The organism is Novosphingobium aquae (assembly GCF_037572715.1).
Lineage (GTDB): Bacteria > Pseudomonadota > Alphaproteobacteria > Sphingomonadales > Sphingomonadaceae > Novosphingobium > Novosphingobium aquae.
In genome coordinates, this window is sequence record NZ_JBBHJY010000008.1 from 34,546 (window position 1) to 51,875 (window position 17,330).

The window sequence follows — 17,330 nt, forward strand, 5'->3', positions numbered from 1 at the left end:
GTCGCAATCAGTTTCCGGACGTCGGCATTGCTGGAGGGCATTGGCGCTGACGTTCAACATTGGGGAGTGCGACTTTATGAAGAAGATTCTTTGCAGCCTTGCTGCCATCGCCGTGGCCATCGGCGGCATCAACACCAGCGCCTCAGCTGCGGACAAGAAGGGCTCGTCCGGCCATCAGGCACAGAAGAAGGGCGAGGCGCAGATCCCGGTCTGCACGCGCAACCTTGGCACCATCGCGATTGTCGAGCCCGACAACCAGTGGTGGCGCGAATTGAACCTCGGCAGCCCCGAGGCCATCATCAAGCTGTTCGTCCAGAAGTCGGGCTGCTTTAGCCTGGTCAATCGTGGCCGATCGATGCAGAGCCGCGCGATGGAACGCGCCATGGCCGATCAGGGAGAGCTGCAGGCCGGTTCGAACCTCGGCAAGGGTCAGGTCAAGGCTGCAGACTACTTCCTGCAGCCGGATATCGTCACCACTAACAAGAAGTCTGGCGGCGGCGGCATGATGGGCGGCCTTGGCGGCATGCTCGGCGGTCGGACCGTGGGCGCACTGCTCGGCGGCATATCGGTCAACAAGAAGGAAGCCAAGGTCACCCTGTCGGTGGTCAATGCCCGCACGACCGAAGAAATGGCGCTGGTCGAAGGCTATGCCCGCAAGAGCGACATGAGCTTTGGCGCCGGCGGCGGCGTGGGCTGGGCTGGCGGTCTGGCAGCGGCTGGCGGTACCGGCTACACCGATACCGATATCGGCCAGGTGATCGTGCTTGCCTACCTCGATGGTTATACCAAGCTGGTCACCCAGCTCGGCGGTCTGCCTGACAATGCGGCAGCCGCGGCACCGCAGGCCAAGTAACCCCCCGCCCCAGAGATTTGAGCACGGCGCTTAAACGCCGGAGCGAAAAAGGGCCTCTTCCCGGCGGGGGAGAGGCCCTTTCGCGTTGACACCTGGCTCATCCGCGCCCCCAATCCCGCGCACGGATTAGGGAGTGGCATATGGATCTGGGCAAAGTCGGCGTCTGGTCGATGGAACTGCGCTTTGGCGACAAGGCCGAAGCGGCGAGCGGCGCGGCGGAGATCGAAGCTCTGGGCTATGGCGCGATCTGGGTGCCGGGCGGCATCGGCGGCGACATCACCGGCGATCTCGATCATTTGCTGGCGGCCACGCAGACCATCGTAGTCGCCACCGGCATCATCAACATCTGGAAGCACGAACCGGCGGAGATTGCCGCCTGGTTCCTCGCCCTGCCAGACCACCAGCGCAGCCGCGTAATGCTCGGCCTCGGCGTCAGTCACGGACCGATCATCGGTGAGAACTGGAACCGCCCGGTGGCCAAGATGGCGGCCTGGCTCGATGCCTTCGAGGCGGCGGGGATGCCGATGGAGCAGACCTGCCTTGCCGCGCTGGGGCCGAAAATGCTCGAACTGGCCGGACAGCGCACGGCAGGTGCGCATCCCTATCTGATCACGCCGGCCCATTCAGCAGAGGCAAGGGCCATCATGGGGCCGGGTAAGCTGGTGGCGCCGGAGCAGGGCGTGGTGCTGGACAGCGATCCGGCGCGCGCCCGCGCCAAGGCGAGCGAGGCGCTGACCCATTATCGCCGGCTGCCCAACTACTGCAATTCGTGGAAGCGGCTGGGCTTTACCGACGAAGACATCGAACAGGAAAGCGAGGCCCTGCTGAGCGGCATTTTCGCCATGGGGGATGCCGAGGCCATAGCCGCGCGGGTGCGCGAACACTGCGATGCCGGGGCGGACCATGTCTGCGTGCAGACGATCACCGGCGGCGCGGGCCTTTCTGCCTCGCTTGCGGACCTGCGGGTGCTGGCCGGAGTGCTGCTGTAGTTTCGCGAGCAAACTGGACGGCATGATCCGCCACAATCGGGAATATACCTAGCCGCGCGGCGCGAGAATCTGAACGGCAGGACCGGTAATCTTCGGCTTCAATCCAACCCGTTTTCCCGGTGAACCGATGCTCAAGCAAATTGCGATTTCCCAGATTGAACTCGGTATGTTCGTGCACAAGCTGGAGGGCAGCTGGTACCGGCATCCCTTCTGGAAATCACGATTCCTGCTCGATGATCCCTCGATGCTTGCCGAACTGCAGCAATCGGCGCTGGATACGGTGATCATCGATACCGCCAAGGGCCTGGACCTGCGCGCCGTTCCGCTCCGCCCGGCAGTCAACGACCAGACCGCACCGCCGCAGCCCGTGTTCCGCACCGCGCGTCGCAGCCCGCAGCCTGCGCGCCGCGAAGCATCCGCCCATGTCGACCTGCGCCCCACCGCGCCGCAACCGATGGCCCGCGAATTCGGGCTGGCGAAAACCGTTGCCGGCGAATCGCGCAAGGTCGTCAGCCGCATGTGTCTTCAGGCGCGGCTGGGCAAGACGATCAAGGTGGCGCAGGTGGAACCGGTGATCGAGGACGTTTTCGCCTCGATCCAGCGCAACCCCCATGCCTTCAACGGACTGATGCGTTGCAAGCGCGACAACCAGTTCGTCTATCGGCACGTTCTGGCGGTCAGCGCCCTGATGATCTCGCCTGTCCGGCAGATGAAGCTCTCGCCCGCGCATATCCGTGAGGCCGGCATGGCGGGCCTGCTGATGGATGTCGGCATAGGCCACCTGCCGGTCGATCTCAGCGCCTATGGCGGCGACTATCGCAATGTGCCGATCAAGGTCTTCGAACAGCATGTCGATCTGGGCCATCAGTTGCTGACCGGCGGCGGCGGGCTTTCGCCCAATGTGCTTGAGGCCTGCGCGGCGCACCATGAGGCGCTCGACGGCACGGGTTATCCCAACAAGCTGAAGGGCGATGAGATCGGCCTGTTCCCGCGCATGGCGGCGATCTGCGATACCTATGACGCAATGGTCAGCGACACGGCCGAAGGCGCGGGGATGAACCCGGCCAGCGCGATCGAGCAGCTCAGCTAAATGAAGGACTGGTTCGACGGTGAAGTGCTCAAGCATGTCATCGACATGATCGGCATCTTCCCGATCGGCTCGGTGGTGCGCCTGCGGTCTGACCGGCTGGCCATGGTGGTCGATCAGGACCCGGCGGACTATTCCCGCCCGCGCCTGCGCACCTTCTGGTCGATCCCCCAAGCCAGGCTGGTGCGCAGCGAATATGTCGAGCTCGGCTCGTGCTATTGCACCGACGAGATTGTCGCCTCGCTCGAGCCGGAGGAATTCGGCATCGCCGATTTTGCCGCGCTGCGTGAACGGCTGTTTGCCCTTGCCGGCAAAGCTGCGGGCTGATCGCGGACGTTTAGCAACGCTTGGCCGATCAGCGCCGCAGCGATGCGCTTGCCCCTTGCAAGGCGGGCGGTGACTACCACATTCTTGCTGCAGTGCGGCAAGCGTCACACGGGCGTCAGATAGTCCCGGCAGCATCGGCCTGCCATTCCGGAGAACGCCCATGAACGCCAGATCGCTCGCCAGCATAGTCCGACAGGGGAATGCCGTGGTTCAGGTGCGCAACAGGATCGATTCTCTGCTCTCGGGCCGGCTTGGCCGCCTGCTCGAACGCATCGGCATCAGCCGTGCCAAGGGTGAGAATGTCAGCCCGGTCGATCGGATGAACGACCTTGCCGATACGCTGCTTTCGGTCTCGGGCAAGGCATCGGGGCCGTCGCTGGCATCGGCCTTCTTCGATCTCTACGATGCCTCCTCGCTGGAGGAGCGCCGCGCTTTCCTCTCCGGCCTGCGCGCCCGTTTTCCGCGCAATGGCAAGGCAATCGATGCCGCTATCGCCACGTGGCAAGCCGCTCCCGGCGAGCCTGCAGCCCGCGCTTTGCACAAGGCGGCCGAGGCGCGCAGCCACAAACTGATCCGCAAGCTCAACACCGCGCCGGGCGGAACCTGCCGCCTGATCCGGATGCGCGAAGACCTGCTCTCCAAGGGCAAGCTCGCCGGCGACGAGGGCGCGCTGGACGCAGATTTCGAGTACATTTTCGAAGGCTGGTTCAACGCCGGCTTCCTCGAGCTGCGGCGGATTGATTGGGATACCTCGGCCTCGGTGCTCGAACGGGTGATCCGCTATGAAGCAGTTCACTCGATCGAATCGTGGGACGATCTGCGCGCCCGCGTGCAGCCGGCAGACCGCCGCTGCTATGGCTTCTTCCACCCGCAGATGCCCGACGAACCGCTGATTTTCGTCGAAGTGGCGCTGACCATGGACCTGCCTGACGCGATCGGGCTGATCCTTGATGAAAAGCGCGTGCCGATCAATCCGCACACGGCCAGCCATGCGATCTTCTATTCGATCTCCAACTGCCAGGAAGGTCTGCGCGGTGTGCCCTTTGGCAACTTCCTGATCAAGCGCGTGGTCGGCCTGCTGCGTGAGGAACTGCCGCAACTGGACTGCTTCGCCACGCTGTCGCCAGTGCCCGGGTTTGCCCGCTGGCTAGCGGGTGCGGGCGGCGCTGACGGCTTGGCCGGTGAGCCGCTGCGTGCCAAGGCAGCGGAATATCTCGTCGATGGCCGCGATGCCAAAGGCAATCCACTCGATCCCGTCGCGCGTTTCCACCTTGGCAACGGTGCCCGGCTCGAGGCGATTCACGCCGATGCCGACCTTTCGGCGCGGGGGCTGAAGCAAAGCCACGGGGTCATGGTCAACTACGTCTACGATCTCGATGCGATCGAGACGAATCTGCTGACGCTCTCCGAACTCGGGCAAGTGCCACATTCGCCGGCGGTCGAGGCGTTGGGCCGGTCGCTGGCAGCGTGAAATGATCGGTGCGGCGCGGTTCGTCGCACGAAAGTTTCGCTTCGCACCCCGCGATGAAAATCTTGTTAGGCATGGCGTGGACGAATCTCTATCTCTCCGCTTGAGAAATAGGGAATCACGGTGATGGACATTGCGGCCTGGTTTGCAACGATTGACCTGTCGGCATTGCTGCCCTTCATCCTCGTCGGCTTTGCGGCGCAGATGGTCGACGGCGCGCTGGGCATGGCCTTTGGCGTGATCTGCAACACGCTGCTGGTCGGCGTGCTGGGCGTGCCCCCAGCACTGGCATCGCAGCGGGTCCACGTGGTCGAATGTTTCACCACGGCGACATCCGGCATCAGCCACCTCTTGCACGGCAATATCGACAAGCGCCTGTTCCTCAGCCTTGTCATCCCGGGCGTCATCGGCGGGGTCGCAGGCGCCTATCTGCTGACCTCGATCGATGCCAGCGTGGTGAAGCCGTTCGTGCTGCTCTACCTGACCGGGATCGGGCTTTACCTGCTGTGGCGCGGCATCGCTTACCCGCCGCAGCAGAAGCCGGCCAAGGTCGTTGCACCGCTGGGCCTGATCGGCGGCTTCCTCGATGCCGCCGGCGGCGGCGGCTGGGGACCGATCGTCACGTCGAACCTGCTGATTCAGGGCGTCGAGCCGCGCAAGGTCGTCGGCTCGGTCAATGCGGCGGAGTTCTTCCTCACCCTCGCCATTTCGGCGACCTTCATCTGGCACATCGGCATTACCGACCTTGCCGGCGCAACACTGGGCCTGCTGATCGGAGGCGTGCTGGCCGCACCGGCGGCGGCCTGGGCAGCGAAGCATTTCCCGGCCCGGCCTATGCTGATCCTGGTCGGCGTCGTGCTCACCCTCACCAGCCTTTACGGCGTCTATCGGGCCTGGGGCTGACGCACCTGACGCACCTGACGCACTGGACCGGGGACTCGCGAGCCGTTACCTGAACACCCCGGCCGCAGTCCCTGCGGCGCGCTGACCGGAGGCCCCCTTGGGCAGCAAATTGCTCGTGATCTGTCTGCTGACCGCGGGCATCAACCTGATAGGCGCGCTGGCCTATGCCGCGCGGATCGCCGGGGTGCGCACCGGGCGCATTGCGATGAGCTTTGCCCTGTTCAACGTGCTCGTGCTGGTCAGCCGCACGGCCAATGGCTTCCTCGGCCCGTTCCTCGCCAAGCGGATCGAGGACCGGCTGGCGAACGGCGGCGGTAATGCGCTTCTCGGCGATTTCCGCATGGTGCTGGCCAGCGCCAGCGTGGCGGTATTTGTCGGCATCCTGCTGGTGCCCACCGGCCAGCGCCTGTTCGCGGATGCCATCGGCTATTTCCAGCGCACCCGTTCGACCGGAAAGCTATTGCTGCATACGGTCACGCCCGGCGGGCTGAGCACGATCCGCCATTCGCTGACCATGCCCAAGCTGAAGAACCTGAAGACGCTGACGAGCATGCAGGGCGTTGGCTGGGGCGTGCTGCTCGCCAATGTTCTGGCGCAGGCGCTGCTCTCCGTGGGCGTTCTGGCCTCGCTTTATGCCGGCTATCTCAACCCTGAATTCCGCGTCACCGCCTCGCAGCTTTCGGCGATCATCAACGGTGTGGCGACGATCCTGCTGTTCGCGCTGATCGATCCGCAGATCTCGGTGCTGACCGATGATGTGGTCGAAGGCCGGGCCGACGCCGGCCTGTTCCGCCGCACGATCGTGTGGATCTCGATCAGCCGGCTGGTGGGCACGCTGCTGGCGCAGGCGCTGTTCCTGCCAGCAGCCTTGGCGATAGCCTGGGTGGCCGCGCGGGTTTAGGCGCCGCGCCCCCGCGAAGGCGGGGGCCTCAGGCCTCCAGGTGCCACCTAACCTCCTGAGGTCCCCGCCTGCGCGGGGACGCAGGATTTACCCGACCACCCCGCCAGCCGCCAGCACCGCCAGGGTCAGAATATCGGGCGCAATCGCCGTCATCGGGGCGATCTGCACCGGCATTTCCATGCCTACCAGCATCGGCCCGATCGTGGCGCCGCCGCCCAGTTCGCGCAGCAGCTTGGCCGAGATATTGGCTGACTGCAGCCCCGGCATGACCAGCACATTGGCTGGCGCGGACAGGCGGCTGAACGGATAGTTGGCCATGACCTTCGGGTTGAGCGCGGCATCTGGGGCCACTTCGCCCTCATATTCAAAGCTCACGCCCTCGGCATCAAGGATCGCCACGGCTTCGCGGATCGGTTCCAGCCACTTGCCGTGGGGGTTGCCGAAGGTGGAGTAGGACAGGAAGGCAACGCGCGGTTCGTGGCCGAGACGGCGGGCGACTGCGGCGGTTTCCTTGGCGATGATCGCCAGATCCTCGGCGCTCGGCCGTTCGTTCACGGTCGTATCGGCAAGGAACACCGTGTAGTTCTTGTTGACCATCAGGTGCGTGCCGAAAGGCAGGTAGCCGGGCTTGGGATCAAGCACCTGCCGCACTTCCTTCATCGTCTGGCCGAACGGCCGGGTCACGCCGGTGATCAGCGCATCGCCGATGCCGAGCTTGAGCAGGGCACTGGCGAAAACGTTGCGGTCCTGATTGACCATGCGGCGCACGTCGCGCTCAAGGAAGCCGCGGCGCTGGAGGCGCTCGTACAGCATTTCCACCATCGCGCCGACATGCGGCGATGTGGCCGAGTTGTGGATTTCGTAGCTGCTGGCATCGCTGACGCCGAGCTCTTCCAGCTTGGCCAGAACGGCTTCGGTGCGGCCGACCAGAACCGGCTCGCCATAGCCGAAATCGCGGTACTGGATGGCCGCGCGCAGCACGACGTCGTTCTCTGCCTCGGCAAAGATCACCCGCTTGGGGTTGGCCTTCACCTTTTCGTAGATCGAGGTGAGCGTCGACGTGGTCGGGTTGAGCCGCGCCTTGAGGCTGGTGCGATAGGCGTCGAAATCCTCGATCGGCTTCTGCGCTACGCCCGAATCCATCGCCGCCTTGGCAACGGCAGAGGAAACAACCTCCATCAGGCGCGGATCGAACGGGGCGGGGATGATATATTCGGGGCCGAACTGGTGGTTCTTGCCATAGGCCGCGGCGACTTCCTCGGGCACTTGCTCGCGCGCCAGTTCCGCAATGGCGCGGGCGGCGGCGATCTTCATTTCCTCGTTGATCGCAGTGGCCCGCACGTCAAGCGCGCCGCGGAAGATGAAGGGGAAGCCGAGCACGTTGTTGACCTGGTTCGGATAGTCCGAACGGCCGGTGGCGACGATGGCATCGGGGCGCACCGCCATGGCATCGGGCGGCGTGATTTCCGGGTCCGGGTTGGCCATGGCGAAGATGATCGGGCTCTTTGCCATGTCCTTGATCATATCCTGGGTGATCGCCCCGGCCGCAGACAAGCCAAGCACGATGTCCGCGCCCTTCAGTGCTTCCTTGAGCGTGCGGTTATCGGTCTGGATGGCGTGGGCCGATTTGAACTGGTCGATGCCTTCGCGCCCGACATAGATCACGCCCTTGGTGTCACAGACGGTGACGTTTTCGTGGCGCACACCCATCGACTTGATCAGCGCGGTGCAGGCCAGCGCCGATGCGCCAGCGCCGTTCACCACCACCTTCACATCCTTGAATTCGCGGCCCGTCAGATAGCAGGCATTGACCAAGCCTGCGGCGGCAATGATCGCGGTGCCGTGCTGGTCGTCGTGCATGACCGGGATCTTCATCCGCTCGCGCAGGGTCTGCTCGATGATGAAGCATTCGGGGGCCTTGATATCCTCAAGGTTGATGCCGCCAAAGCTCGGCTCCATCATGGCGATGGCTTCGATCAGCGCATCAGGATCTTCGCTGTCGAGTTCGATATCGATCGAATCGACGTCGGCGAAGCGCTTGAACAGCACCGCCTTGCCTTCCATCACCGGCTTCGATGCCAGCGCGCCAAGATTGCCCATGCCAAGGATGGCCGTGCCATTGGTGATGACCGCGACGAGGTTGCCCTTGGCTGTGTAGTCATAGGCCGTTGCAGGGTCGTCGTAGATGGCTTGCACCGGCACTGCTACGCCGGGGGAATAGGCAAGGCTCAGGTCGCGCTGGGTCGCCATCGGCTTGGACGCGATGATCTCGATCTTACCCGGGCGGATCGTCTTGTGATAGAACAGCGCCTCGCGCTCGGTGAACTTGACGTTGCTTTCGTCGGACACGCGTGAATTCTCCCTTTGCCAAGCCGGCCCTAACGGCAAAGCGCAAAAGACGATAGGGGAAAGCCGAAGGCTGCACCGTTTCCGAATCGACTTCGCAAGGTCTAATCATCGCCGCGATGCACGCATCGACCCAGTCTTCGGCCACACCCGGCCCCGCCACTCCGATGATGGCGCAATATCATGCGCTTAAGGCGCAGGCCTCCGATTGCCTGCTGTTTTACCGCATGGGCGACTTTTTCGAACTGTTCTTTGACGATGCCCGCACGGCGGCGCAGGTGCTCGACATTGCGCTGACCAGCCGCGGAGACGGCGTGCCGATGTGCGGCGTGCCGGCCCATTCGGCGGAGGGCTACCTTGCGCGCCTGATCAAGGCGGGATGCCGCGTCGCGATTGCCGAGCAGACCGAAACGCCCGAGCAGGCGAAGAAGCGCGGCGGATCGAAGGCATTGGTGGCGCGCGATATTGTCCGCTTCGTCACCGCCGGAACCCTGACCGAGGAGGCTTTGCTCGAACCGCGCCGCGCCAATGTGCTGGCGGCGGTTTGCGAGGTGCGCGGGACTATCGGGCTCGCGGCAGTCGACATTTCCACCGGCCGGATGGAGCTGGAGGAATGCGGCCCTGACCGGATCGGCGCGGCGCTGGCGCGGCTTGGGGCGAGCGAGCTGGTATGCCCGGAAGGCTGGGACGAAGCGCCACTCGATGCCATTGGCCGTCCAACGCGCGATTTCAGCAGCGATTCTGGCGAGGTGCGGCTGCGCGGCGTTCACGGCGTTGCGACGCTGGACGGTTTCGGCCAGTTCAGCCGGGCGATGCTGGGGGCGGCAGGCGGCCTGATCGCCTATCTCGACCATGTCGGGCGCGGCAACCTGCCCTTGCTGCTGCCGCCGGTGGTGCGCGACGGCGCGGCGCATCTGGCGATGGACGAGGCGACGCGGGCGAGCCTTGAGGTGCTTGAATCCAGTTCAGGCGGGCGGCGCGGCAGCCTGATCGATGCGGTCGATCGCTGCGTCACCGGCGCGGGCGCGCGCCAGCTGGCCGAGGACCTTTCCGCCCCGCTGACCGACATCGCCGCGATCGAGGCGCGGCTGGCGCTGGTCCAATGGCTGCACGACGATCCGCTGCTGCGCGATGACCTGCGCGCCGTTTTGCGCGCGCTGCCCGACGTGGGCCGTGCGCTCGGGCGCGTGGTCGCGGGACGCGGCAGTCCGCGCGATCTGGGGCAATTGCGCGATGGCTTGTCCGAAGCGCGCCGCCTGCGCGACCACTTGCTGCGCCGGGCCGACAGGCCCGCGCTGCTCGATGAACTGCTCCCCTTGCTGGGCGGACACGGTGCGCTGGTCGATCTCTACGCCCGCGCGCTGGTGCCAGCGCCGCCGACTGAACGCAGCCAGGGCGGTTTCATCGCCGAGGGCTATGACCACGCGCTCGATGCCCTGCGCGCCACTGCCGGCAATGCCCGCCGCGCCATTGCCGCGCTTGAAGCGAAGTACCGCGACGAGACCGGCGTGGCCGCGCTTAAGATCCGGCACAACGGCGTGCTGGGCTATTTCATAGAGGTCCCGGCGAAGCACGCCGATCGCCTGATGGCGCCCGACAGCGGCTTCACCCACCGCCAGACAATGGCCGGCGCGGTGCGCTTCAACGCGCTCGCGCTGCATGAAGAGGCGAGCCGCATCGGCGAGGCGGGGGGGCATTCGCTTGCTGCCGAGGAAGCGCATTTCGAGGAACTGGTCGCGGCTGCTGTGTCGCAGGCAGAAGCGATCGCACGCACGGCTGCAGCCTTGGCGCGCGTTGATGTGGCGGCAGGGCAGGCGGAACGCGCGGCAGAGAGCGGATGGTGCCGCCCCGAACTGCTCGAAGACCCCTGCCTCGAAATCACCGGCGGCCGCCACCCGGTGGTTGAAGCCGCGCTCGGGGCGAAGGGCGAGCGGTTTGTCGCCAACGATTGCCGCTTGTCGCAGGCGGACCGGCTGTGGCTGGTCGGCGGGCCGAACATGGGCGGTAAGTCCACCTTCCTGCGGCAGAACGCGCTGATCGTGCTGCTGGCTCAGGCTGGCGGTTTCGTGCCTGCCGAAGCCGCGAAGCTGGGCCTTGTCGACCGCCTGTTCAGCCGTGTCGGCGCATCGGACAACCTTGCGCGTGGCCGCTCGACCTTCATGGTCGAAATGGTCGAGACCGCCGCGATTCTGAGCCAAGCGGGCGAGCGCAGCTTCGTCATTCTTGATGAAGTCGGGCGCGGTACGTCAACTTATGACGGCCTCGCGTTGGCATGGGCCGTCGCCGAAGCTGTGCATTCGAACAACCGCTCGCGCTGCCTGTTCGCCACGCATTACCATGAGTTGGCGCGGCTGGCGGACACCTGCGAGGCCTTGTCGCTTCACCATGTTCGCGCACGCGAATGGAAGGGCGATCTCGTCCTGCTGCATGAAGTTGCGGAAGGCCCGGCGGATCGCTCCTATGGCCTCGCGGTTGCCAAGCTGGCCGGTGTTCCCGCGCCAGTCGTAGCGCGCGCCAAGACCGTACTCGAAAAGCTGGAAAAGGGCCGCGCGGAAACGGGCGGGCTGGCTGCCGGGCTTGGCGATCTGCCGCTGTTCGCCGCAGCGCTCGACGCAGCAGAGGAAAAGGTCGACCGCCTGCGCGAAAAGCTCGAGGGGCTCGATATCGATTCCCTCAGCCCGCGTGAGGCGCTCGACCTGTTGTATGAGCTTAAACGAGACGCAGCGACCTAGACCTTGTCGGGGTCGTGACCCTCGCCATAAGTTTCGTCTTCATCATCCATGTTGGGTTCGCCAGCGAAGGCGTCCATGTCGATCCGGCCTGATGCTTCCATGTCGCGCATGTGGTCGATAAGATCCTGCTCGTCGACACTTTCGACACCCGCGCTGACCTTCTCGCTGTCGAGCGGGCTCGGATCGTCGGGATTACCCGCTTCTTCGGCGACTTGCTGGGCCTGCGCGGCTTCGTCGTCCTGCTCGGAATTGTGGGTTTCGGGGGCGAGATCGCGGTCGTTCGGGTTCATCGGGGTTCTCCTTGAAGGTAGAACGCCGGGCAGAGCTGCCTGTTCCCTCAGCGATTCCCGCCGGGCACCCAGAGCACGTCATTCTTGCCGCCATCGTTAACTGCGCGGGCGAGGACGAAGAGGTAGTCGGACAGCCGGTTGATATAGCTGAGCGCCGCCGGGTTCACTGGCACTTCCGTGGCCAGCGCCGCCATCGCCCGTTCCGCACGGCGCACGGCAGCGCGGGCGATGTGGACGCGGGCCGAAGCTTCGCTGCCGCCGGGCAGGATGAAGCTGGTCAGAGGGTTGATCCAGGCAGTGATCGTATCGATCGCGGTTTCGAGCCATTCGCTCTGCGCCGGGACCATGCGCAGGACCATCTCGGACGGCGCAAAATCCTCGCCCGGAGTGGCAAGGTCGGCGCCGAGATCGAACAGGTCATTCTGCACACGCTGCAGTTCGCGGCCCGGCTCGGTCCCGGCGAGCACTACGAGCGCCAGGCCTATCGCGCTGTTCGCCTCGTCAACCGTGCCGATCGCCTCGAAGCGCTGGTCGTGCTTGGGCAGGCGCGAGCCATCGACGAGGCCCGAAGTGCCGCCATCGCCGGTGCGCGTGTAGATCTTGTTGAGCTTGACCAAGTGGCGAATGCCTTGGCGTCAGGAGCTGCTGCCGGCGGCCAGCAGCAGCGCGACGACGAGCACCGCCAGCCCCTGAAACAGGATGCGGTTGAACATCATCTTGTTCTGCTTGAGCTGCGAGGGCGAAGGCCCGCTGGCCGGATCATGCTCCAGATCCATGCGCGTGCTGTGCAGGAAGGCACCGATGCCGCGCACCAGACTGTAGACAACAAGGCCCATGAGGACGAGCAGGACGGGAACGAGAAGCCATTTCATGTCCCGCCTCCTACGCCTGTGCCAAGTGAAATGCCAGCGGGGAAGTGGCCGGCGCGCAATGCATCGGCGAGGGCTCGCCCGTCCTCCCCGGCGCGGCGGCGGTCGGCGAGGGAAGGCGATCCGCGCCGCTTAGCGAGCTTCTTTCCGTCCGCCTCGACCAGCAGTGCATGATGATGCCATACCGGCACCGGCAGGCCGAGCAGGGCCTGTAGCAGCCGGTGAACGTGGGTCGCTGCGAACAGGTCCGCGCCGCGCGTTACCAGCGTGATGCTGTCTGCCGCATCATCGATCGTCGCGGCGAGGTGGTAGCTTGCCGGGGCATCCTTGCGCACCAGAACCACGTCGCCGAACAGTTCGGGCCGCGCTGTTTGCTCACCCGCGATTTCGTCGTGCCAGATAAGCGGGCCAACCAGCGCCGCGGACTTGGCCATGTCGAGCCGCCACGCCGCCCCGTGCGAGTCCATGTCTCGGCCCCGACAGGTTCCGGGATAGAGCGGCCCGTCAGGCCCATCGGCGTGGGCAGCGGCCAGAACATCCGCGCGGGTGCACTGGCAGGGATAGAGCAGGCCCATGTGGCGCAGCCGATCTGCAGCGGCGGCGTAGCTTTCCAGCCGTTCCGACTGGCGCACCACTGGGCCGTCCCAGTGAAGCCCCAACCAATCAAGGTCGGCCAGATGCTCGTCTGCCAGTTCCGCCCGGCTGCGTGCGCCGTCGATGTCCTCGACCCGCACGAGGAACTCCCCGCCGCGTTTCCGCGCCAGGTCATGCGCGACGATTGCCGCCCAGGCGTGGCCAAGGTGGAGTGAGCCATTCGGGCTGGGGGCGAAACGGGTGCGAAACATGTCAGGTTACTCTTGGTCGGCTTGTCCTGTGGATTTCGCCTTGGTGCAAGCCTTGACGGGCGGGCCGCAGCAATGTTCATTGCCGTCATGCAGCTGCAACATCACATGCCCATGGAAAGGCCATGCTCAAGTCGGAGCTGATAGAGCGCGCGGCCCGGTTCCGCAGCGCCGAGGGGGATCCCTCCCGTCATCTGTCCGATTGTCCCGCGCTCGTGCTCAATGCGGATTATACCCCGCTCTCCTATTACCCGCTCAGCTTGTGGCCGTGGCAGACGGCGATCAAGGCGATCTTCCTCGAACGCGTGGACATCGTCGCCACTTACGACCGCCATGTCCATTCGCCGACCTGGGACATGGCCGTGCCATCGGTCATCGCGCTGCGCCAATATGTGCGGCCCAACGAATTTCCCGCCTTCACCCGCTTCAACCTGTTTCTGCGCGACCGGTTTTCCTGCCAGTACTGCGGCAGCCCGCAGAACCTGACCTTCGACCATGTCGTCCCGCGCCGGCTGGGCGGTCGGACCAGCTGGGAAAACGTCGCCACCGCCTGCGCGCCCTGCAACATGCGCAAGGGCGGGCGCACGCCGAAGCAGGCGCACATGCCGCTACTCGTCGAACCGATCCGGCCGACCAGCTGGCAATTGCAGGAACGCGGCCGTAGCTTTCCGCCGGGCCACTTGCATGAAACGTGGCGCGACTGGCTTTACTGGGACGTCGAGCTGGAGGCCTGAGGCCTACTTCGCCGCCGTCACCTTCGGCGCATCGGCAAAGGGCTTGATTCCCAGCTTCGGATAGATCTCGCTCGGGAAATAGGCCGTGCCGCCCTTGACTACCATGGCGATGGACTTGATCGCTTTCAGGTCCTTGGTCGGATCGCCCGGTACCAGGAAGAAATCCGCGAACTTGCCGCGCTCGATCGAGCCAAGCTGCTGGTCCAGCCCCATGTAGCGGGCGACTTCGATGGTATCGCGGGCCAGCACTTCTGCGGGGGTCATGCCCAGCTTGGCGAACAAGTCCAGCTCGCGGTGGAGCGTGAAGGCGCCGCCGGTGTCAGTGCCGGGAATCAGGAAGATGCCGCGCCGGTGCATTTCGGCCAGCGTTTCGATCACCTTGCCATAGGCGGCGACATATTCGGCGCGCTGCTGCGGGGTGTCGGCGCCGAACAGCGCCTGCTTCAGCGCCCGCTGTTCGGCCGGCGGCATGTGATCGATATAGTCGACGGCGCCGGGGTTGGCCGTGCCGTCAATCGCGGTCATGCCCAGTTCGTGGATGCCGATGGTCGGCTCATGCGACACGCTTTTCGCCACCATGGCGTCGAGCGTAGCCTTCACCTTGGCGCCTTGCACGTCGATCGCCGGGAAGCGGCGCATCGCGGTGAAGCGGAACAGGGTGCGCGTATCCTCGCCGGGATTAAGCACCCAGCCGAGCATCAGCTGGTTGACGTGGGTAATCTCGTCATAGCCGGCAGCGATCATGGCATCGGCGCTGGAAAAGGCCGGCACGTGACCGGCAACGCGCATGCCCAGCTTGTGCGCCTCGGCTGCCATCAGCGGTGCCCACTTGGGGTCGATCGAATTGTAGATCTTGAGCTGGTTGTACCCGCGCGCGGCATACCAGCGCACGTGGTTCAGCGCCTCGGTCTCGGTTGAGGCGAGCAGGCCGGTGGCCGAGGAGAACGGGCTCTTGCCCTCGACAAAGCCGCTGCGCACCACACGCGGGCCGGCGATTTCGCCCTTTTCAATGCGGTCGATCAGCTGGGTGAGCAGGGCATTGTTGTTGCCCAGATCGCGGACCGAAGTGACCCCGGCGAGCACGTTGAGCAGGCCGTCCTCCTGCCCCAGATGCCCGTGCATATCGGTGAGGCCGGGGATCAGCGTGCCGAGATTGCCCTCGATCACTGTCTCGCCCGGCGTCGCCAGTGACCCGGCGGGGACGACTTCGCTGATTTTGCCTTCGAACCAGACAACGTCGCTGGGGCTGGTCAGCTTCTTGGCGACTGGATCGAACAGCTTGACGTTGCGCAGCCGCACCGGACCCGTCCAGTTGCGCGCGCCGTCCTTCTGGATGTCGCGCAGGCGTTCGGAGGCGAGCTTTTCGGCTACTCCGCGCAGGGTCGCGTCCGCGCCCTTTTCATAGCCGGCGCGGGCGATGATGAAGTTCGAACTCGGCATGGCGAAGAGCTCGCCCTTGCTGTCGAGCGTGATGTAGCCCGGCGAAATTGACAGACCTGAAAGCTCGTAAGTCACCACTTCCAGAGGCCCGCCGGTGCCATCAAGCGTGCGGCGGTCCTTTTCGGTGAGCGTGGCCGAACCACCGGGCGCGACCTTCAGTGTGCGGCCCGGCGCGGCAAGCAGCGCCTTTGCCAGTAGTGCTGAATCGAGCGGGGAGCCGCTTTGCGTCACGTAATAGCGCGGCGCGTCCTTGCCCTTGATCGTGCCGCCGCCCGCAGCGTCGCGCCATGTCACCCCGCCCGAAGTGCGGCGGAAGCTCTCGTTCACGGCATTGCCGAAGGTGGTGCGGCCCGTGCCCTGATAAGAGACCGGAGCGCCGTCCTCGCCCAGTTTGAGCACTTCCTTGATCGTTGGCCCGCGTCCGTTCTGCTTGAAGTCGTAATCGACGGTCACCGCTTCGCCCTGTTGGTCGACCTTGAAGTGGCCGATGTCGCGGCCCTGCATCAGCACGCGGTATTCGGCCGTGTCAGCAATCGCGGGGGTGGCCAGCGCGGAAAGGGCAGCGGCGAGCAGGAAGCGGGTTTTCAAGGCGGTTTCTCCGGAAACGAGTTCGCGACACTAGCGGGAACTTTGGTCAGGCAAAGCGAAAAAAAGCGCCCCGCGTCCGGACAGGATGCGGGGCGAGGCAGGGTGGAGCTTTTTGATGTCCGCGGGGGCGCAGGTCGGCCTATTTCTCGATCGACCAGCGCACCGAAGAGTACCAGGTGCCGGCGGTCTTCGCGCCGTTCTCGTCGGTGCCGGGATCGAAGCGGCCGCGCTGGGAAAGCTTGGCGCAGGCCGCCGCGTCGAGCCGGGGGAACCCGCTTGATCCGGTGACCGTGCAACTGGTCACTTTGCCATCGGCGCTAACGCCCAGCCGGAAGCGCACGGTGCCTTCATTGCCTTCGCGCAGGTCTTGCGCCGGGTAGTCATTGCGGCTGACCCATTCGCCGGGGCGGCCCTTGGGTTTCGGGGGGGTGGGCGTGAAGGCGGCGCGGGTGGGTTCGCTGGTCGGGCTGGGGGATGCAGTGCCCGTGCCGGGGCCGGTACCCGTGCCAGTTTCGGTTTTCTCGAATGGACCGATCATTCCCGTCGGCTCGGCCGATGGTGTCACTTGCGGCGTGGGGAGCGGACTAGGCTGCGGGATCGGATCGTAGATCGTCCGGTCTTCGGTCTTCGGCTTGTCGGCCGGCTTTTCAGTGGCCTTCGGAATGAAGTAGGTATCGGTGCGCTCTTCTTCTGGACGCGGACCGACGACGTAGCTCAGACTGGCGATGATCGCATAGATGCCCGCAGCCTGGACCACGGCGACGGCAATTCCGGTTCTGGCCCGGCTGGCGGATGACTGGCTGGAAACATAGGCCATGACACACCTCTTCCTCTTCCCCGCCGGCTTTGTTGCGGCGGCTGTGTTGAGTCGTGTCCGGACGATCAATTCATGTCATAGTATTACATCACACGCAATGATATTTTATCACATAGCTAACCTCGGTCAGCATATTTCGTTATT

Annotated in this window: 16 protein-coding genes; 9 read left to right on the forward strand and 7 right to left on the reverse strand. The window is 65.0% G+C overall.

All coding sequences use genetic code 11. The features are described 5' to 3' along the window. Window positions 1–76 precede the first annotated feature (76 nt). The 7 genes from WG900_RS14970 to WG900_RS15000 all read left to right on the forward strand — a co-directional run bounded on the left by WG900_RS14970 (window position 77) and on the right by WG900_RS15000 (window position 6,528). Window positions 77–853: a CsgG/HfaB family protein gene (locus tag WG900_RS14970; protein WP_339968223.1), complete on the forward strand. Its 777-nt coding sequence runs from the start codon at window positions 77–79 to the stop codon at window positions 851–853. 140 nt (window positions 854–993) lie between these two features. Beyond that, the gene (locus WG900_RS14975; RefSeq protein WP_339968225.1) at window positions 994–1,842 is read left to right on the forward strand and encodes a TIGR03620 family F420-dependent LLM class oxidoreductase; all 849 of its coding nucleotides are present in this window, start codon (window positions 994–996) and stop codon (window positions 1,840–1,842) included. A 127-nt stretch (window positions 1,843–1,969) separates the two neighbouring features. After that, window positions 1,970–2,932 (forward strand): HD-GYP domain-containing protein, encoded by a 963-nt coding sequence (locus tag WG900_RS14980; RefSeq protein WP_339968228.1) that lies wholly within the window; start codon window positions 1,970–1,972, stop codon window positions 2,930–2,932. Beyond that, a complete protein-coding gene (locus WG900_RS14985) occupies window positions 2,933–3,256 on the forward strand; it encodes a hypothetical protein (protein WP_339968230.1) in 324 nt (107 codons plus the stop codon). 160 nt (window positions 3,257–3,416) lie between these two features. Beyond that, window positions 3,417–4,727: a malonyl-CoA decarboxylase domain-containing protein gene (locus tag WG900_RS14990; RefSeq protein WP_339968232.1), complete on the forward strand. Its 1,311-nt coding sequence runs from the start codon at window positions 3,417–3,419 to the stop codon at window positions 4,725–4,727. A gap of 123 nt (window positions 4,728–4,850) precedes the next feature. Further along, window positions 4,851–5,627: a sulfite exporter TauE/SafE family protein gene (locus tag WG900_RS14995; RefSeq protein ID WP_339968234.1), complete on the forward strand. Its 777-nt coding sequence runs from the start codon at window positions 4,851–4,853 to the stop codon at window positions 5,625–5,627. Window positions 5,628–5,724: 97 nt separating this feature from the next. Then, entirely contained in the window at window positions 5,725–6,528 is an 804-nt protein-coding gene (locus WG900_RS15000; protein ID WP_339968236.1) for a lipid II flippase Amj family protein, read from the forward strand. An 87-nt stretch (window positions 6,529–6,615) separates the two neighbouring features. Here WG900_RS15000 and WG900_RS15005 read toward each other — a convergent pair whose 3' ends face one another. Further along, window positions 6,616–8,877 carry an NADP-dependent malic enzyme gene (locus WG900_RS15005; protein WP_339968239.1) on the reverse strand — a complete coding sequence of 754 codons (2,262 nt, stop codon included), beginning with the start codon at window positions 8,875–8,877 and terminating at the stop codon, window positions 6,616–6,618. Window positions 8,878–8,993: 116 nt separating this feature from the next. On the opposite strand from WG900_RS15005, the gene mutS reads away from it, so the two are divergent. Next, window positions 8,994–11,606 (forward strand): DNA mismatch repair protein MutS, encoded by a 2,613-nt coding sequence (mutS, locus tag WG900_RS15010; protein ID WP_465263035.1) that lies wholly within the window; start codon window positions 8,994–8,996, stop codon window positions 11,604–11,606. Here the strand turns inward: mutS and WG900_RS15015 are convergent. The 4 genes from WG900_RS15015 to gluQRS are packed head-to-tail and all read right to left on the reverse strand — an operon-like array spanning window position 11,603 to window position 13,610. Further along, complete coding sequence (locus tag WG900_RS15015; RefSeq protein ID WP_339968241.1) at window positions 11,603–11,896, reverse strand: hypothetical protein; 294 nt, start codon at window positions 11,894–11,896, stop codon at window positions 11,603–11,605. The two genes, mutS and WG900_RS15015, sit on opposite strands and share 4 nt — an antisense overlap. Before the next feature lie 47 nt (window positions 11,897–11,943). Then, window positions 11,944–12,513 (reverse strand): cob(I)yrinic acid a,c-diamide adenosyltransferase, encoded by a 570-nt coding sequence (locus tag WG900_RS15020; protein ID WP_339968243.1) that lies wholly within the window; start codon window positions 12,511–12,513, stop codon window positions 11,944–11,946. Window positions 12,514–12,531: 18 nt separating this feature from the next. Beyond that, window positions 12,532–12,768: a hypothetical protein gene (locus WG900_RS15025; protein ID WP_339968245.1), complete on the reverse strand. Its 237-nt coding sequence runs from the start codon at window positions 12,766–12,768 to the stop codon at window positions 12,532–12,534. Next, window positions 12,765–13,610: a tRNA glutamyl-Q(34) synthetase GluQRS gene (gene gluQRS / locus WG900_RS15030; protein WP_339968247.1), complete on the reverse strand. Its 846-nt coding sequence runs from the start codon at window positions 13,608–13,610 to the stop codon at window positions 12,765–12,767. The genes WG900_RS15025 and gluQRS overlap by 4 nt, the downstream gene beginning before the upstream one ends. A 122-nt stretch (window positions 13,611–13,732) precedes the next feature. Between gluQRS and WG900_RS15035 the strand changes: the two genes are divergently transcribed. Next, the gene (locus tag WG900_RS15035; protein WP_339968249.1) at window positions 13,733–14,341 is read left to right on the forward strand and encodes an HNH endonuclease; all 609 of its coding nucleotides are present in this window, start codon (window positions 13,733–13,735) and stop codon (window positions 14,339–14,341) included. Between the two features lie 3 nt (window positions 14,342–14,344). On the opposite strand, the gene WG900_RS15040 is transcribed toward WG900_RS15035, so the two are convergent. Further along, a complete protein-coding gene (locus WG900_RS15040; protein WP_339968251.1) occupies window positions 14,345–16,369 on the reverse strand; it encodes an amidohydrolase family protein in 2,025 nt (674 codons plus the stop codon). Window positions 16,370–16,508: 139 nt separating this feature from the next. Then, the gene (locus WG900_RS15045; protein ID WP_339968253.1) at window positions 16,509–17,186 is read right to left on the reverse strand and encodes an energy transducer TonB; all 678 of its coding nucleotides are present in this window, start codon (window positions 17,184–17,186) and stop codon (window positions 16,509–16,511) included. Between the last annotated feature and the right edge of the window lie 144 nt (window positions 17,187–17,330).

Bases quoted from the DNA above. Each gene is read 5' to 3' on its own strand.
- WG900_RS14995 (WP_339968234.1), top strand. From the start codon at position 4,851: ATGGACATTGCGGCCTGGTTTGCAACGATTGACCTGTCGGCATTGCTG.
- WG900_RS14985 (WP_339968230.1), top strand. From the start codon at position 2,933: ATGAAGGACTGGTTCGACGGTGAAGTGCTCAAGCATGTCATCGACATG.
- WG900_RS15025 (WP_339968245.1), bottom strand. From the start codon at position 12,768: ATGAAATGGCTTCTCGTTCCCGTCCTGCTCGTCCTCATGGGCCTTGTT.
- WG900_RS14990 (WP_339968232.1), top strand. From the start codon at position 3,417: ATGAACGCCAGATCGCTCGCCAGCATAGTCCGACAGGGGAATGCCGTG.
- WG900_RS14980 (WP_339968228.1), top strand. From the start codon at position 1,970: ATGCTCAAGCAAATTGCGATTTCCCAGATTGAACTCGGTATGTTCGTG.
- WG900_RS15035 (WP_339968249.1), top strand. From the start codon at position 13,733: ATGCTCAAGTCGGAGCTGATAGAGCGCGCGGCCCGGTTCCGCAGCGCC.
- WG900_RS14970 (WP_339968223.1), top strand. From the start codon at position 77: ATGAAGAAGATTCTTTGCAGCCTTGCTGCCATCGCCGTGGCCATCGGC.
- WG900_RS14975 (WP_339968225.1), top strand. From the start codon at position 994: ATGGATCTGGGCAAAGTCGGCGTCTGGTCGATGGAACTGCGCTTTGGC.
- WG900_RS15015 (WP_339968241.1), bottom strand. From the start codon at position 11,896: ATGAACCCGAACGACCGCGATCTCGCCCCCGAAACCCACAATTCCGAG.
- gluQRS (WP_339968247.1), bottom strand. From the start codon at position 13,610: ATGTTTCGCACCCGTTTCGCCCCCAGCCCGAATGGCTCACTCCACCTT.
- WG900_RS15045 (WP_339968253.1), bottom strand. From the start codon at position 17,186: ATGGCCTATGTTTCCAGCCAGTCATCCGCCAGCCGGGCCAGAACCGGA.
- mutS (WP_465263035.1), top strand. From the start codon at position 8,994: ATGCACGCATCGACCCAGTCTTCGGCCACACCCGGCCCCGCCACTCCG.